This is a genomic window from Paenibacillus sp. FSL K6-2862 (assembly GCF_038005125.1).
Classification (GTDB): Bacteria; Bacillota; Bacilli; order Paenibacillales; family Paenibacillaceae; genus Paenibacillus; species Paenibacillus illinoisensis_A.
In genome coordinates this window covers 2,193,130-2,209,039 of sequence record NZ_JBBOSN010000001.1, presented here as the reverse complement: position 1 = coordinate 2,209,039, position 15,910 = coordinate 2,193,130, and the positions used below count along the sequence as shown (strand labels likewise).

Here is a 15,910-nt window from a genome sequence, read left to right as displayed (position 1 = left end):
CCTATAGTAATTTACCGGTGAAGAAAATGATTCCCTAACTCAAGCTGTGAGTTAACCCTTAATGGAACCAACCAGCATTCCCTGTACAAAATGACGCTGTACAAACGGATAGATCACCAGCACAGGCAACGTAGCCACCACAATCAAGGAATATTTTAACAGCTCGGCAAGCTGCTGTCTCTCCACCATTTTCGCCGCATCCATCGCTCCTGCACTGTTGTTCTGAATAATGATGCTGCGTAGAATGAGCTGTAACGGGAACAGATCAGCCGATTTAAGATAAATAAGAGCATCAAAATAAGCATTCCATTGCCCAACCGCATACATGAGCACCAGCACAGCGATAATGGGCTTGGATAGAGGGAGAACGATACTCCAGATGAAGCGCATGTCACTGCAGCCGTCCATCTCGCTGGCTTCCAGCAATTCCTCGGGAATGGAGGATTTGAAGAAAGAACGGGCAATGATGACTTGCCATACCCAAATGGCATTCGGAATCAGCAGCGCCCAGCGTGTGTCGATCAGATGAAGCTGCTTCACAACCATATACGTCGGAATTAATCCGCCGCTGAAAATCATCGTAAAGGTGATGATCATCATTAAGGCATTTCGGCCAAAAAAGCTTCTGCGTGATAGCGGATAGGCAATCATGATGGTCAGGACCACACTAATAAGCGTACCTACCACCGTATAGAAGATGGAATTACCGTACCCTTTTAAAATCTCGGGTGTGTTGAATAGTGCCTTGTAACCACTGAATGAAATATCTACAGGCCAGAGCCATACACGGCCAGAAGTGACGGCTGCCGGACTGCTTAACGAGCTGCTGATAATAAAAATCAGAGGATAGATCACCGCCAGTACAACAAGACTGAGCACAATATAGATCGTAATCAGAAACGCTCTGTCGGCGGCAGATTCCCTAATCCTTTTTGGTACCGTTGCTGCCACTTGAGGACCCTCCTTTCCTACCAGATACTATTGTTGGTCACTCGTTTCGCCAAACCGTTCACGGTAACCAGCAAAGCGAGATTAATCAGCGAGTTGAAAAGTCCGACCGCGGTCGCAAAGCTATAGTTGGCATTCAACAGGCCAATGCTGTAAACGTAGGTTGCAATAATTTCAGAGTTGGCTAGGTTAAGCGGATTCTGCAGCAGGTAGACCTTTTCGAAGCCAATGGCCATGACATTCCCAACATTGAGAATCAAAATAATGACGATGGTCGGCACAAGACCTGGGAGATCGACGTGTCTGATCTTTTGGAACCGTGAAGCTCCATCGACTTTGGCCGCTTCATACAGCGTCGGATCAATTCCGGCGAGAGCTGCCAAATAGATCACTGCACTGTATCCTGCTGTTTGCCATATATCCGACCAGACATAGATGGATCGGAACATCCCGGGTTCACCGAGAAAATTGACCGATTCAAGCCCGAAAAAATTCAGGGCAATGTTGGCAAAGCCAAGCCGCGGTGCCAGAAACAGCATGATAATGGATACCATTACGACGGTTGAGATGAAATAGGGCGCAAACGATACGAGCTGTACGAACTTTTTAAACTTCGTGCTCCGCACCTCATTAATCATAAGGGCTAAGATAATTGGAATCGGGAATCCCGCCAGCAGCAAATATCCACTCAATATGATCGTGTTCTTCACCAGTGTCCAAAATAACGGATTTTCGAAGAACAGACGGAAGTTTTGCAGCCCCACCCAGGGACTTCCCCAAATGCCTTTAATGACGTTATAGTCCTTAAAGGCAAGGACTGCATTAATCATTGGGTAATACTTGAAAATAAGAAAAAACAGCAAGGGTGGAATCACCAGCAGATGCAATTGCCAGTGCTTCCTCATTTTCCTGCGGGCATTGCTCCATAAGCTCGTTTCATTTCTCTGTGGCAATGACCTGTGATTCACAACGACTTCCTTTTCCAGAACAACCCCCCCTGACTTCAGCCTGTGATGTTCAATGGTGATAGCGCTTACTACACGTTGATCATAGTGGATTGGGATGTATTCTTAACAGGTACAATTGAGATGTAGAGCGTACAGTTATCCCTTTTCGAGGGCACAAACCTGCAACAGAACGGCCATTTCTCCATATAAACCGCTAGATTGCACCAAAAAGACCGCATCGTCCTCTTGGGACAACACGGCCATAAGACCTGATTGAATTCATTCGTAGGGAGTCTGTCTATACACGCTTGGAGAAATACCATTCAATCGTTTAAAGGCACGCCGGAAGGAATGTGAACTGTTGTACCCCACTCTTGCTGCTATTTCGTCCACGGTATAATTACTGTCCCTTAACAGGATCATCGCCTGATCCATTCGCACTTTGATCAGATGATCAGAAAAATTAACCCCCGTATACTCCTTGAACAGTTGGGAAATGTATTTTTCAGGCCGCTCAACATGTTCAGCAACGCGATACAGGGTTAGCTCGGCATCCGAATACATCTCTGCGGTATACGCTTTGATCTGTTTAACGATTTGACTATGAGTATCCTTCTTCTTGTTTGCAATCAGTCCGCACAGCTCTTCCATGATTTCGTACAATTCAGACTTAACGGTCTCCAGTGGCTCCGCGGACCCAATATCGATGACCCGCCGTTTGACGTTTTCGATGCAATCGTATTCCGTAAATGCCTTTTGATCAAGCAGCTTGATAAAGGTTCCCTTCATCTCGCCAATCAGTTGATGTTTCATTTCCATGGATAACTCCCGTTGCTCCATGTTCTGTACCATGATGGCTTCGATAATCCGCTTGGCCTCCTCAAGCTCTCCAGCCCGGATCGTGGTAATCAGTCGCTGCTCGGAGTCGAGCGGATAATAATAGGTCGTATTTTCGGTCTGTGTTTCACTGCTCCACACCATGCCCCTTGCGTTCATGTAGATAGCATATTCAAGAGCTTGATTTGCTTGGTCGAAGGAATTACTGACCTCCGTCACGGACGAGAAATGGTTGCCGAATCCCGACTGGATGGTGATCCGGTAATCATTAAACACAACCTGTGCCAAATCATCCATGATCTGCGTAATATCTTCTACAGTGCGTTGTGTATCAGCTTCCTCATCCGTGGAGAAAAACAACGTGGCCACCTTATCCGATCCCCAATCGGTCATCTGTACATTAGCGCCAAGCTCGCTCAGCGCCTGCTTCAACAGCAACCGAGAAGCATTTAGCTCATTCAGGATATCCACGTTATCCATGCTGCCATAACCTTTGATCTGAACGAGACCCGCATATCCTGCTCCCTGATGCAAATGAATATCCGCCTGTTCGGCAGCAGACCAAATCTCGTCCCGTGATTTGAATTCACCGGAGATCAGGCGCTTCAAAAAAGCATCTCTTACGAGTGGCAGCTGGCGATTCAATTCTGTCTCGAGCAGCTTGTTCTTGGTGATCATATCCGAGATGTTTCCGCTTAGAAAATCAAACTCATTTCTGGAAGTCCCGTCATCTCGTCCGAATTGCTCCTTCATCACACTTAGCAGTCGATTAATTGGAGCGCTATGACGATAAGCAAGCACCAACCCTACGAGCAGTCCAATCAGTAGTGTTCCACCTGTAATGAGCATGCTCATCTTCTTGATCTTGTTTGCATTTTCCAGAAGAAGGTCACGTGGAATCCCGGCCTGATATACCCAGCCGTTAGAATCCGATTGCGTAGTGATAACCAGATCATCCTCATAGAACTGACTAACCTTGTTCGGATCGAATTTCGGATCATCGATCATCTTGGCCATCTCAGGTTCTCCGCTCCCCTTCAGCGCAATGGTTCTCCCTTCCGCATCGCTAATGTGAACCCAGCCGCCATATCGGTCCGTCATACTGGACAGCAGTCCTACGATCATCTTCTCATCAATGACGACGACGGCTACCGCTGGCGAGGAATCGTTGAAACTGTCCAGCGGCAGTGACTGCATATATGTAATAACCGAAGTTTGCTGCCCTCTGGTGACATAGGAACTAAGCGGCTTGATCTCACTTCGATGCGTTTGCTTTAATACTTGCTTCATCCATTCTTCCAGTGACAGATCCGTATAATGAAAGTCGGCATAATAATGATTCGGCCTGTAGGAAGAACCCGGGGTAAGAATTAAATTATAATTGGCTAAATAAATATAATAATTTTGCAGGAAATCATTCGTCTGTCCAAACGTCAGCACATTCTCCATGGCTCGCCATATGCCATACACATTCGTTTCGTTATCCCTTTCATTCATTAGGACGTTCAGTTCCTGATTCACGGCAAGCTGTCTGGTAAAGCCTTCAACTTCAGCCATGCGCCGTTCCAATATTTCTTGGCCCTTCTCAAGCTGAGTAACCCCATTCTCAATGGAAATGGACTGCGTTACGGAAATCGAAGTCAGATAAGACATGTAGCCACCTATGCTGGGTATGACCAAAATGATGACATACGAAATGAGAAATTTCCGAAAAACACTGGAATTTCGAATGGGCAGCCCCTCCATCTCCGATTTGTTGGTAGCGCTATCATAATCAAAGATTATATCATTTTTTGGCTTAGTCAATTGTTTTCTTGCTTGTGCAGCAGCTCATTCATTACACTTTACTGATGCAGCCCACTCTTTATTAAAATGATTCAGAAAGAAGGGGACCTATACGGTCCCCTTCTCAGTCACACTATTTTCAGATCTATTCCACCCATTGCTCTCCGCCACTTGCAGCAGGCTTCGAACCATGATTAACCGACGCTTCTTCAATATCTCCAAAAGCCCAATGGGAAGGTGATACATCCTTCCACTGAGGCTGTGAAACTCCCTTAAGTGGTCCTCTTCCCAGCGACCGGTTAATGATAACAACGGCTTCTGCTCTTGTCAGCTCAGCATTCGGCCGGAAGGTGCCGTCCTTGTAACCTGTCAGGATTCCCAGGCCTTGGGCTTTTTGAATTGCTTCCTTAGCCCAATGACTGCCAATATCAGAGAACCCACTGCCTGGTTTGGTCGTATCCGGAGCCAGACTCTCAGCCAAACTTGCCATCTCTGCACGGGTCAAGGACTGATTCGGTTTAAATGTGCCATCCTTGTAGCCTTGCATCAGTCCCATTTTTGCAACTTTCTCTATAGCTGCTGCTGCCCAATGGGAAGAACTCACATCACTGAACGTCAAATCTGATGATGCTACGTCTTTTTCAACGACTTTGGCGAGCATGGTTGCCATCTCTGCGCGAGTGATTTTGTTATTCGGTCTAAACAGTCCATCCTTATAACCGTTAATATACGCCTCATGCCGAGTCGTCTGAGTATTCCCGGAAGGTTCCTCTCCCGCTTCTGTTTCCGGAACCGGAGTAACTGGAGGCTGTACAACAGGGGTTGAAGGTCCACTCGGATTGGAAGGTCCAGATGGACTGCTCGGATTTGTTGGATTTGTTGGGTTTGTTGGCCCGCTGTCCCCAGCAGATATCGTAAATTTCAATTGATCCGTGAGCATGAGCTCACCCGACTTTTTGACAGCCTTCAGCGTATGCACTCCACTTGTCAGGTTTGTTATGCTGTAGATCTCCTGCCTATTTTTACGTCCATCACTATACGTATCTACGGTTTGCACCAGATTTCCGTCGATGTAGATCTCCACCTCACCCTGCTGAGGCCCAGTCGGAGTAATCATACGGATGCCGGTACCTTTGAAGACATACTCAAAGGAATCACCATTTACCGCCGAATAATGAACATCGTTGAGATAATCGCCGCCAAAAACAAAACGGAGGTTCAACGTGCCGAGAGGCTGCGCAGCAAGGTAGGATTTTCTAAGCGTCACCTTATCCCCAGTTATCTCATAATCAGTTCCCTTTACCAGCTCAAGTGAGCCATTCATAATCTTCTTGAAACTTTCCGATTCCTGCAGAAGTGTCACTTCAATATCGGCTTGCGCAGATTCAGCTTTGTCAAAAACAGCACTCACCGGCTGAATGATATTGGGGATTTCCACCTTGAGGAAGTCAAGCAGCATGAACCGTCCCGACTTTTTCACGGCTTTAAGTGTGTGCAGCCCATCTGGCAGCCCTGAGACACTATAGACCTTTTGCTGCGCCAAACGTCCGTCACGGTAAGCACTTACCGTTTCCTTAAACTCACCATCCACGTAAATATCCATGTCGCCCTGGGACGGATCCACTTCCGTAAAAAACTGAATACCCGTTCCCCTGAATTCATACTCAAAATAATCGCCGTTCTGCTCGGCGTAATGCACATCATCCTTATAGTCGCCAAATGCTCTTCCCGTGCTGCGTGACCAGTTGCCGCTATACTTAATTGCGGGATCGTCATTGTTAATCATCGCGAATCGGATTCCTGAGGTGTCAATAACCTTAATCGTCAGCGTCTGCGGATCCCCCGCGCTAAATAACACGTTAAACTTCGTTGTGCCGACGGGCAGCTGGGTGAGGTATTGTTTCTTGATCGTTAACGTATTGTCAATGACATCATAGTCATCTTCGCCGAGATCGCCCCCGTCGTATTTCACACCAGTTAACGTATTACCGTTCAGGTTTAACGTAATTTTCACATCCGCCTGCTGATCCACTGCCTTATCAAAGTCTGCAGCGGTTGGGCTTATTGCACTGTTCTGCCCACCAGACTCTTTTTCCCTGATTACCTTGAGCGCATCCAGAAGCATGTATTGGCCCGATGCCTTAACGACCTTCAGGGTATGTGTTCCACTTGGCAGATCTGTTTTGCTGAACAGGACCTGCTGGGCTTCCCTTTCTCCATCGGTATAGGCGCTTACCTGTTCTGCCTCTCCATTATCAAGAATAATACTCATGTCCCCTTGCTCTTGATGCTTCTCTGTCAACAGCTCGATGCCTGTACCTGTGAACGTGTATTCAAAATAATCTCCGTCTTTTTCCGTATAATGCACATCGTCATTGAAGTCCCCGAAACCTCTGCCGGTATTCGTATTCCATGAACCTGTGTAATGTATCTCACTATCGTCATCGTTAACGTAGACCACCTCGGTAACCGTGGTATCGTCTCCCACAACGGATGGTTCAGCAGCAGGTTCATCTGCTACATTGGAGTCTCCTGCTGTACCCGCATTCGTTCTCTTATTGCCTGTGGAATCCTGAATCGCTATAGTCAGATCCTGTGAACCCTCTAATTGTTCCTTGCCTCCATTTCGCTTCCAATCTCCGGTATAACGCATGCCTGTATCATCGTCATTCACCGTCGATGTTCCGCTCAGTGCCTTGACTTTCAGCATTCGTGAAGCATGTGGCTCCAATAAACCGCTGTTAAATCCCTCGTTAAAGGTACCCAGTTCGGAATGGCTCCACAGGTCACGGACCGATGCAGGTCCTTCCAGACCAATATCACTCCAATTGACCTTAACCTCAGCGCTCCGGTTCCCCAGATTAAACAGAGCCACACTGTATGTTCCGTCTCCGTTATTGGCATACCATACCTGCTGCTGGGTATCCATCGATACCGGATGAGCCGGACGTCCAGCCTGATTGACAGCGATCACTTCATCATTGGTAAGAAGTTCAAGTCCATAGCTGTCCAGCCTGGTCATGTCATTCCCTGTATACAACGGTGCAGACGAGATCGCCCAGAATGTCATGGCTGTCTTCCGTTCATCCTTGGTGAGCCCATCCATGGAACCATTGCCCACGTTTAACGAGTCAAAATCATTCCACCCGCCAGGACCTGCATCACGCCACCAAAGCGCAGCGATTGGAAACAATCGTGCAATATTAGCCCACTGCGTTAATCCCACATTGCTGTCGTATGCTTCCACATCCCAATCGATACGCCAGCCATTAGCGTGTTCTTTCCAGAAATCCACGTAGTTATGGTCCAGTGCCCATGAAAGCTCGAACCAGATATTATGCCTTGCCAAAGCTTTGGACCAGGCCTCCACATCTCCTCGTGCATCCCGGCTCAGATTGTTAATTCCTGATCCTGGAGTCACGCTGTCGAATTTGACAAAGTTAATGCCCCACTCGCCCAGTAGATCTGCGATGGAATCGATGTATTTCTGAGCACATGGATTCGAAAAATCAATCTTGTAGGTATACGCATTCCAAGCATCCATCACGGTAAGCGGCTGATAAGCAATATCCTGCATCCGGCAAGCTCCGCCCGTCCCATAGATTTCAAGGTTTTTATTATATGCATCAATGGACAATCCGGGAATCAGATAGATCCCGATCTTCTGACCATTGTTATGAACATAGTCGATAACCTCCTGGAATCCGTTCGGATACAGCTCTTGGTTAGGAATCGGTCTTCCGTATTCATCATTATCTCCGTTCCATCCCGCATCAATATTGATATATTCATAGCCATGAGCCTGTAACTTCTCGCGCATGGCATCCGATTGCTTCTTGATGCTCTCCGCTGATGTCCATTTTACGGAAGGGTCATACACCTGCATACTGTAACTGCTCCAGCCCATGTAAGGTTTCTCAGCTAATTTTGTCTCTGCAGCAGCTTCAACCACACGACCTTTGGTCCCTGTAAAACCAAACTGAACTGCTGCAAAGATGAACACCACAAAAACCATCGCCATCCGTTTACCCATTCGCTTCAAATCATCCCTACCCCCTCTGAAATAGTGAATTCAAATCCATAATGATAGCGCTTTCCTTACGTGAAAAGAATAGTGGATGTATTATGCTCAGGATAGGTACAATTCGGAATTTTGCGTACATTTCACCGTGAAAGCAGGGGTACAACAACCATAGAACAGGCATTTCTCCCCTTACACCGGAGATTTTGCAAGTGAACTGCTGCCATCAGATCGATTCAGAGGACGTTGTTTAAGTAACGATGTGTGTATCGTGGTTTTGGTCACATAAAAAAGAAATAAAAAAAGGTTTCCCGCAGGCGCTAGCCTAACGAGAAACCTTTTCTTCTTATGATGCGGTCGAGAGGACTCGAACCTCCACGGGGGGTTAGCCCACACGGACCTGAACCGTGCGCGTCTGCCAATTCCGCCACGACCGCATATGGCATATCTCCGAGATAATCTATCGCGGCGACAAGAAATAATATATCATGTGAAATTTAACGTGTCAACAGTTAAATGATTAGTATAAGACTACGATAACCGAAAGTTATAAAATCTGGTCGAAACCTGCCTTTCCCTGTTGAGAATGAACCTTGCTCTACTCTACTACTCCAATTTACTTATTTGTCCAATTTATGTGCTGATGAAACACAAATTACGTTTTTGTCATCATAAATAAACATGGAGAACTACTACTTTCCACAAAAAGTCTTGAATTCCGTTAACATTGCAGGAGGAAGAAAGGTTTGACAATTACGCATTTATGCAATATAGTTTCAAAAGGTTACAAAATATTAATTATTCATTTGCCGAGTTTCATGTTTGAAAACGGGGGAACCATTTTGGGTGAATTATTCTTATACATAGGAAATATAGGGAACCTTCTACCGAACCCTTAGCTAACTCCGTAGGCATCGAAGGGAGAACATTGATTTTGAAAAAACTGATCATTTCTATTTTTGGCGCAGCCGTTCTATTTACATCTGGTGCAGCAAGCACTGAGGCGAGCAGTATTAACACCGTCGTTAACAACATGACTGGAATACCTTACAAGTGGGGCGGCACAACGCTGGCCGGGTTTGATTGCTCTGGATTTATGAGATATATCTTCCAAAAATATAGCATTGAATTGCCACGCACTTCACAGCAACAGGCCAAGGCGGGTACTCCGGTATCCAAAGCCAATCTGCGCACAGGTGACATGGTATTCTTCAACACTTCAGGTAGCGGCATTTCGCATACGGGCGTATACATCGGGGGCGGACAATTCGCTCATGCTTCCAGCAGTAAAGGTGTCAGCATCACCAAAATGTCGAATCCATACTTCAGTGACCGTTATGTAACAGCACGACGGGTGACTGGACAGTTTATGTATAACAAGATGCTTGGAAAAATATAAGTTGGACAAAAAACAGGCTCTGGATCATTCCAGAGCCTGTTTTGCTGTCTTGTTATTCAGACTCACTTGCAGGAAAAACCTAGTGCAATGCTTTTTGCACACGCATTGCACCTTGAGACAGTGCGTGACCGCCGCCTACCGCTCCGGCTACCGCAACGGTCTCCATAATCTCCTGATCGGTTGCGCCCTTCGCACGGGCCTCTTCTACATGGTAAAACGTGCATACTTCGTTATTGGCAAACAATCCAATGCCGAGGGCAATCAGCTGCTTGGTTTTGGCATCAATGGCACCTGACTGGAAACATTCACCCGTAAATTCGTGATACGCTTTGACTACGCCAGGCAATACATCGCTTAATTCTCCAATCTGATCCTTGTAGGCATGTACCTTATCATTCATCAATGTCATGGCTACCCGCACATCCTCTCGGCTGATAAGTTTACGAATTCTCGCTGTACCTATCTTCTCTCCCGAGTGGCAGAAGTATGCCAAACCCTCCATGGTAATTCCATGCATCCGTCTCCAGAGCGGCTCTATTCATTCAGCCGGACTTTGGCGCGGTTCGCTAAAGAGCTGATAGCGATAACTACGGTCCAGCTTGACCACACGTCTGTTCTGGCGACGGATAAGCACCTGTTCCCCATCCCATGCAACGACAATCCCTGTTACATCGTTGGACTCCAAACCATCCCGTACCACTCTTACTTTTTCACCCGATAAGCGCAGTGCATCCAGTTCTGCATCACTAATCATGTCTATGGCTCCTATGTTCCAAAATAATTTACAAAAAGAGACCTAAATGAAGAGTCATTTAGGTCTCACGTGACTGTATTGGACTGTTATGTCATTCGAAAAATATCCCGACTGAAAGTTACCGCTGCGCGTGCTCTTTGCTGTCGTTCTTCTCGAACCAAAAATCAAGCACTTTGGCGGACATCACACGTTCTTCAAGGTACTCCACTTGATGTGGTGTAAATTGTTCTTTCCAAGCGAAGGACAACTCTTCACACAAGCCTACAATAGTCAGCAACTCTGACCAGGCAACATAGCGTTTGTACCAGAAAAATTGAGGATGTTCAATCATATAGGGATAAAGGTCATCAAATTCCGTATGTTTACAATCCAGGGCACGTTCAAAATGAACTTTCGACTCCGCCAGCTTTTCAATAAAAAATTGTTCTGATGCCGGTTGGTTCCCCATGGTGTTGCCTCCTCTCCCTAACATAACCCCATTATAAATGAAATCCGCGGTCATGCAAAGGCATTGTTCAAAAAATAGGCTTTTTCCTTTAAACTGTCACATTTGTTTATCGTCGAATTGCACGGTTCCATCATTCAGTGAACGAATGCGAACCAAGGCTTCCACCGGGATGCCCTGCTCACGAATCGTACGTGCACCGGCCTGAAAACATTTCTCGACCACGACACCGAATCCGACGAGCTCCGCCCCTGAACGTTCAATGATCTTAATGACACCGCGAGCTGCATCTCCGTTGGCGATAATATCGTCTATAAACAAAATACGGTCATTCTCATGAATATATTCGCGGGATACCATAATATCGGTTACGATCCCTTTGGTAAAGGAAGGTACACGTTCACAGTAGGCATCGGGATCTGCCAGAAGTGTCTTTTTTCGACGGGCAAATACGAGCGGCACCCCAAGTTCATGTGCTGCGGCAAAAGCAACTGGAATCCCTGAAGACTCCACCGTTATGACCCGTGTCACTCCACTTTCACGAAAGCGAGCAGCAAACTCGCGGCCCATCTCCATTGTCAGTGCAGGATCAATCTGGTGATTCAATAATCCGTCCAGCTTCAGCACCTGATCCGAGATGACTACGCCTTCTTGTAATATTCGTTGTTTTAATACTTCCATCATTCGACCTCCCAAGCCTATCCTATGAGGTAAAAGTATCATAGATGAGGCTGTCAGTTCAAGCGAAATCGGCTTTCCTCCATCATTGACCGATTCTGGGAACACAAAGCTTTCTTTCAATTGTCATGAGTTACCAGGGTCAAGCATACCTTGTACCATGGTACCCGCATGTCCAAACTATTATGGGGCCTGAGAGGGGAAACGCATGAAACAGGCATTCCGGGTGCTGCAGATCGCATTTACATACATCGGAACGGTTGTAGGAGCAGGCTTCGCAACAGGGCAGGAAATATTGCAGTTTTTTACCCAGTATGGCAAATGGGCCACCATCACCATTGGCTTATCGACCATACTATTTGTCTGGCTGGGCACCAAAATGATGCTCATCGCCCATGATACCGGCTCCCGCTCTTACGAGGACCTGAACAAGCACCTATTCGGCCATAAGGCTGGAAAGTGGATTACCTGGATAACGCTTCTGATACTTATTGGTGTAAACAGTGTAATGCTCGCCGGAGCAGGCTCTGTCTTCGTGGAGCATCTTGGACTGCATTACCAGACTGGTTTGATTATTACGATAGTGGGAACGTACCTGCTTCTTGGACGAGGCATCAAAGCCATATTGCAAATGAATAGCATTGTGGTTCCGATGATGCTCCTGTTGTCCATTCTCATGATTACAAGCACCATACACCATCCCGGTGCCTTACGGTTCGTTACACTGACTACGGATACCAATCCTATAAAGGTGTGGCTGTCTCCACTATTGTATTCATCCTTCAATCTGGTACTGGCCCAAGCTGTTTTAGTGCCGGTAGGCAATCAAATCCGTGATCGTAATGTCCTGAAATGGGGCGGTGTACTCGGCGGAATCGGCGTAGGCTTCATGCTGTTAGCCGCCCATTTCGCCATGTCAGCCCAGATGCCAGGTATCATGCAGTTCGAAATTCCGATGGGGAGCATCGCCTTCCAACTTGGATGGGCTGTGCAATCTGTGTATGTAACTCTGATCTTCATGGAAATATTCACAACATTCGTCGCAGATATCTATGGTATGACTCTTCAGCTTGGTCAGCACTTACAAGTGCCCCCTAGATTAATTACATTAACCATTATGATGCTGTGCTACTCACTCAGCCAGTTTGGATTCAGTTCTCTCCTATCCATTCTCTATCCGATCTTCGGCAGCCTTGCCCTAGTCTGGGCCGGAAGATTGGTGATTGACCGTTGGGGAAGCTTTCGCACGAGACATAAAAACTTGTAAGTTATACTGTCTTCCAAAATGTATTACATTTCAATGCCATATTCTCGCAAGCAAAAAGCCGCTGTTCTCCAGCGGCTTCTTCTGTTTATTTTATTTTCAGGGATGAATCTAGGCTTTGCTGGCGTATTGCAGGTACAGCTTTTTCAGTTCATTAACCGATCTGCCCAAAGAATAGTGCGTTTTGGCCTTCTCACACGCGGAACGTGCAAGTTCGTAACGATATGAAGGATCCAGCATAACTTTCTCCAACGCCTCAGCAAGTGCCGAAGGATCCTCAGGGGGAACGAGCAGCCCGTTGCTGCCGTTCTCGATCTGTTCAGGAATTCCACCCACGTCCGTACCAATAAGCGCAAGACAACTCAGTGCTGCCTCGGCAAACACGGAACCAAACGCCTCTGCCCTGGAAGGAAGTACAAATATATCGAAAAATGGCATGAATTCTTCCGGATGCAGGGTGTATCCATAAAAAATAGTCTCGTTATAGATACCCAAACGCTGAGCCAGCTCTTCCAAATCAGGTCGAATCGGACCATCCCCGATAATATGTAAAACATAGTCATGTCCTCGACCTTTGAGCTCCGCACAGGCTTTGAACAAAATATCCAGTCCTTTGGCCGGGACAAGCCGGCATACCGTAACCAGCTGCGGGATCGCATTATCATGAGGAATAGGTTTAAAACGTTTCTCATCAAATCCGTTCGGAATAATGCCAATGACGTCAGGCTGTTTCACGTAAGGAGTTAAATACTGCCGAAAAGATTCGGAGACGGTTAACAACTGCTCTGCCTGATGCTCCAGCTCGCCATAAATGGCACTCAAAAACTGATGATCCAGACCGCCTGGCTCAATTCGTCCATTTAATATCAACTCACGCTCATAACTGGAGTGAATGGTTTGAATGAGCGGTGTATCTGGAAATACACTTTTCATGGCAAGACCTGCAATGGGATGGTGAGCATGAATTAAATCATAAGGCTTCTGAATGCGCAGCTTCGTCCACCATAAATAATCACGGTACGTCTGCATATATTTTTGGACGACAGGACTTTCCTGATACTTGGTCCAATCGAACGTTTCGAACTGCACGTCCTCCCTGCCCTTGTTGCGAATTCGCTTCGGCAGCGAGAACAAGTCCATCTCCCACCTCGGAGACGTAAACCTCTCCTGCATATACGGAATCATAGAGGATACACCTCCGGGCTGCTCCGGAGGAAAGAAAAGCGCCTGCAGCAATTTCACCGTTAGTTTCCCCCTTTCTAGCTTCAGTCTTTCAGTACATCTTCAATCATGATATATTAGAACGTATGTTTCAGTAAAGAAATAACTGTTTATTCCTCAGCATTTTAACAACAACGTTGCAGCTTGCAGACCCTGAGGGTTATCCGGGAAGGGTCATGCGGACAAGCTAATGAAAAGGAGAGCAACAAGACATGAGCAAGCCTTCACTCCCTGAGTCGTATATACATCATATTCGGGAAATGCTCGGCTCAGAAGCAGAAGCATTTATTGACAGCTATGACAAGCCTCGTGTACAGGGGTTGCGTTTTAACTCCCTTAAAGCTACACCAGAGCTAAAAAAACAGGTGATAGAGCAGTTTAACCTGACCAAGGTTCCCTGGTGCGAGACGGGATACTACTACCAATCGAATGAGCGTCCTGGCAAACATGTGTATCATGCTGCAGGACTGTACTATATTCAGGAGCCCTCTGCGATGTCGGCGGTGGAAATGCTGAACCCACAACCGGGTGAGATTATTTTGGATCTCGCGGCTGCACCAGGCGGCAAAACAACCCACATTGCCTCACTCATGGAAGACCAGGGGCTGCTCGTTTCCAATGAAATTCATCCGGCCAGAGCCAAAATCTTGGCAGAGAACGTAGAGCGAATGGGACTCTCTTCCGTCGTTGTTACAAGTGCAGCGCCGGGAGAATTGTCGGCCCGCTTTCCTGCAGCCTTTGACCGGATTATGCTGGATGCCCCTTGCTCTGGCGAAGGTATGTTCCGCAAAGATCCGGATGCGGTCACCGAGTGGAGCGATGATCTGGTCACACTGTGTGTGAACAGACAATGGGACATTTTGCAGGATGCCTATATCATGCTTAAACCGGGCGGGACTTTGGCTTATTCCACTTGCACCTTCAATCGGGAAGAGAATGAAGGCATGATGGAACGTTTCGTTACCGCTTATCCAGATCTGACTCTTGTACGGACTGAACGAATCTGGCCTCACCTAGCCCAGGGCGAGGGACACTTTGTAGCTGTAATAACCAAAGCAGCATCCCAAGCTCATGCATCCCAAGAGCTGGAAGAACCACCTCGCAAACGCAAAGATAAAAGAGGAAGAAATCCACGTCAAACGGCGTCATCCAAAGAAGTGGAATCTGCGTGGAATGCTTATCTGGCCTGGAGTTCTGACCATACAGACACGGTAGCTAACGGAACCGGCAGACCTCTGCTTTTTGGTGAAGCTTTGTATGTATTGCCAGAGCGGGCTGCCCAGCTGCTGACCGATGATCGGTTAAACGGATTGAAGCTGCCTCGTCCAGGGCTTCATGTCGGTGACTGGAAAAAAGGGCGCTTCGAGCCTGCTCATGCACTCGCGCTGGCTCTGGGACAACAGGAGGCTGTTAACATACAGCATGCAGCACTAGATGCAGAGACCAGCCAAGTGGCGGCATATCTTCGCGGTGAGAGCCTTCCTGCCGAAAGCGGACTTACCGGATGGACTCTTGTGACTTTCAACGGGCTCCCACTGGGGTGGGGCAAAGCCAGTGCAGGACAGCTAAAGAACCGTCTGCCTAAAGGCCTTAGACGCATGCAATAGACTA

General features: G+C 47.1%; 12 protein-coding genes, 1 tRNA gene and 1 riboswitch. Of the genes, 3 read left to right on the top strand and 10 right to left on the bottom strand.

The features are described from left to right. Positions 1-51: 51 nt before the first annotated feature. From MHB82_RS10360 to MHB82_RS10340, 5 genes are all read right to left on the bottom strand, one after another. Positions 52-951 carry a carbohydrate ABC transporter permease gene (locus MHB82_RS10360; RefSeq protein ID WP_181429810.1) on the bottom strand — a complete coding sequence of 300 codons (900 nt, stop codon included), beginning with the start codon at positions 949-951 and terminating at the stop codon, positions 52-54. 17 nt (positions 952-968) lie between these two features. Then, the gene (locus MHB82_RS10355) at positions 969-1,853 is read right to left on the bottom strand and encodes an ABC transporter permease (protein ID WP_341176620.1); all 885 of its coding nucleotides are present in this window, start codon (positions 1,851-1,853) and stop codon (positions 969-971) included. A gap of 321 nt (positions 1,854-2,174) precedes the next feature. Beyond that, complete coding sequence (locus MHB82_RS10350; RefSeq protein WP_341174596.1) at positions 2,175-4,385, bottom strand: helix-turn-helix domain-containing protein; 2,211 nt, start codon at positions 4,383-4,385, stop codon at positions 2,175-2,177. 277 nt (positions 4,386-4,662) lie between these two features. Then, a complete protein-coding gene (locus MHB82_RS10345; protein WP_341176619.1) occupies positions 4,663-8,550 on the bottom strand; it encodes a X2-like carbohydrate binding domain-containing protein in 3,888 nt (1,295 codons plus the stop codon). Between the two features lie 340 nt (positions 8,551-8,890). Continuing rightward, positions 8,891-8,975, bottom strand: a tRNA-Leu gene (locus MHB82_RS10340). A 360-nt stretch (positions 8,976-9,335) separates the two neighbouring features. After that, positions 9,336-9,467: riboswitch (cyclic di-AMP (ydaO/yuaA leader) on the top strand. Between the two features lie 5 nt (positions 9,468-9,472). Between MHB82_RS10340 and MHB82_RS10335 the strand changes: the two genes are divergently transcribed. Further along, positions 9,473-9,937, top strand: coding sequence for a C40 family peptidase (locus MHB82_RS10335; protein ID WP_110759472.1), 465 nt, complete (start codon positions 9,473-9,475; stop codon positions 9,935-9,937). 79 nt (positions 9,938-10,016) lie between these two features. Here MHB82_RS10335 and MHB82_RS10330 read toward each other — a convergent pair whose 3' ends face one another. From MHB82_RS10330 to MHB82_RS10315, 4 genes are all read right to left on the bottom strand, one after another. Then, positions 10,017-10,346 (bottom strand): carboxymuconolactone decarboxylase family protein, encoded by a 330-nt coding sequence (locus MHB82_RS10330; RefSeq protein WP_095358830.1) that lies wholly within the window; start codon positions 10,344-10,346, stop codon positions 10,017-10,019. 129 nt (positions 10,347-10,475) lie between these two features. After that, a complete protein-coding gene (locus MHB82_RS10325; protein WP_095358831.1) occupies positions 10,476-10,691 on the bottom strand; it encodes a hypothetical protein in 216 nt (71 codons plus the stop codon). Between the two features lie 118 nt (positions 10,692-10,809). Then, on the bottom strand, positions 10,810-11,139 hold the full coding sequence (locus MHB82_RS10320; RefSeq protein WP_095287969.1) for a hypothetical protein: 330 nt from the start codon (positions 11,137-11,139) through the stop codon (positions 10,810-10,812). A gap of 96 nt (positions 11,140-11,235) precedes the next feature. Then, positions 11,236-11,817 (bottom strand): xanthine phosphoribosyltransferase, encoded by a 582-nt coding sequence (locus tag MHB82_RS10315; protein ID WP_341174595.1) that lies wholly within the window; start codon positions 11,815-11,817, stop codon positions 11,236-11,238. A 205-nt stretch (positions 11,818-12,022) separates the two neighbouring features. Between MHB82_RS10315 and MHB82_RS10310 the strand changes: the two genes are divergently transcribed. Further along, positions 12,023-13,081 (top strand): YkvI family membrane protein, encoded by a 1,059-nt coding sequence (locus tag MHB82_RS10310; protein WP_110759474.1) that lies wholly within the window; start codon positions 12,023-12,025, stop codon positions 13,079-13,081. Positions 13,082-13,189: 108 nt separating this feature from the next. Here MHB82_RS10310 and MHB82_RS10305 read toward each other — a convergent pair whose 3' ends face one another. Continuing rightward, a complete protein-coding gene (locus tag MHB82_RS10305; RefSeq protein WP_110759477.1) occupies positions 13,190-14,320 on the bottom strand; it encodes a glycosyltransferase family 4 protein in 1,131 nt (376 codons plus the stop codon). Positions 14,321-14,511: 191 nt separating this feature from the next. Between MHB82_RS10305 and MHB82_RS10300 the strand changes: the two genes are divergently transcribed. Continuing rightward, on the top strand, positions 14,512-15,906 hold the full coding sequence (locus MHB82_RS10300) for an RsmF rRNA methyltransferase first C-terminal domain-containing protein (RefSeq protein WP_341174594.1): 1,395 nt from the start codon (positions 14,512-14,514) through the stop codon (positions 15,904-15,906). Positions 15,907-15,910 lie beyond the last annotated feature (4 nt).

Excerpts from the sequence above, each read along its gene's own strand:
- MHB82_RS10355 (WP_341176620.1), bottom strand. The coding sequence starts at position 1,853 with ATGAGGAAGCACTGGCAATTGCATCTGCTGGTGATTCCACCCTTGCTG.
- MHB82_RS10350 (WP_341174596.1), bottom strand. The coding sequence starts at position 4,385 with ATGTCTTATCTGACTTCGATTTCCGTAACGCAGTCCATTTCCATTGAG.
- MHB82_RS10345 (WP_341176619.1), bottom strand. The coding sequence starts at position 8,550 with ATGGGTAAACGGATGGCGATGGTTTTTGTGGTGTTCATCTTTGCAGCA.
- MHB82_RS10330 (WP_095358830.1), bottom strand. The coding sequence starts at position 10,346 with ATGACATTGATGAATGATAAGGTACATGCCTACAAGGATCAGATTGGA.
- MHB82_RS10325 (WP_095358831.1), bottom strand. The coding sequence starts at position 10,691 with ATGATTAGTGATGCAGAACTGGATGCACTGCGCTTATCGGGTGAAAAA.
- MHB82_RS10320 (WP_095287969.1), bottom strand. The coding sequence starts at position 11,139 with ATGGGGAACCAACCGGCATCAGAACAATTTTTTATTGAAAAGCTGGCG.
- MHB82_RS10315 (WP_341174595.1), bottom strand. The coding sequence starts at position 11,817 with ATGGAAGTATTAAAACAACGAATATTACAAGAAGGCGTAGTCATCTCG.
- MHB82_RS10310 (WP_110759474.1), top strand. The coding sequence starts at position 12,023 with ATGAAACAGGCATTCCGGGTGCTGCAGATCGCATTTACATACATCGGA.
- MHB82_RS10300 (WP_341174594.1), top strand. The coding sequence starts at position 14,512 with ATGAGCAAGCCTTCACTCCCTGAGTCGTATATACATCATATTCGGGAA.